The following is a 554-nucleotide window of genomic DNA, read 5'->3' as shown; positions in this document are numbered from 1 at the left end:
TACCGGATCGGGCTCGTCGGCCAGCACGCCGCCGTCGACGAGGTCCTCAGCGGGCGGCAGAACCTGGTCATGTTCGGCAGGCTCTACCACCTGTCCCCGGCCGCGGCCCGGCGCCGCGCGGACGAACTGCTTGAGCGGTTCCGGCTGACCGACACCGGCAGCAAGCCGGTCAAGGCGTACTCCGGGGGCATGCGCCGCCGTCTGGACCTCGCGGCAGGCATGGTGCTCGCGCCGCCGGTGCTCTTCCTGGACGAGCCGACCACCGGTCTGGACCCGCGCAGCCGCAACGAGGTCTGGGACGCCGTCCGCGCCCTCGTCGACGGCGGCACCACCGTGCTGCTCACCACGCAGTACCTCGAGGAGGCCGACCAGCTCGCGGACCGGATCTCCGTCATCGACACCGGCCGGGTCATCGCCGAGGGAACCCCCGACGAGCTGAAGCGCCGTATCGGCGGCGACCGGGTGGACGTGGTGGTGCGCCGCGCCGGCGATCTGAGGGCGGCCGGCGGGGTGCTCGCCCCGGTCGCCGCCGGGGAGGTCGTCACCGACGAGGA

The 554-nt window shown here is 73.8% G+C and carries 1 protein-coding gene; it reads left to right on the top strand.

The window, feature by feature from the left end:
* Positions 1 to 554 (top strand): ATP-binding cassette domain-containing protein (locus LPA54_RS35860; RefSeq protein ID WP_228984737.1); only part of this gene is annotated, 554 nt, incomplete at both ends.

This window comes from Streptomyces sp. DH12, from assembly GCF_020873895.1.
Lineage (GTDB): Bacteria > Actinomycetota > Actinomycetes > Streptomycetales > Streptomycetaceae > Streptomyces.
Note: the sequence above shows the minus strand (reverse complement) of the source record. Positions and strands in the feature narration are given on the sequence as shown.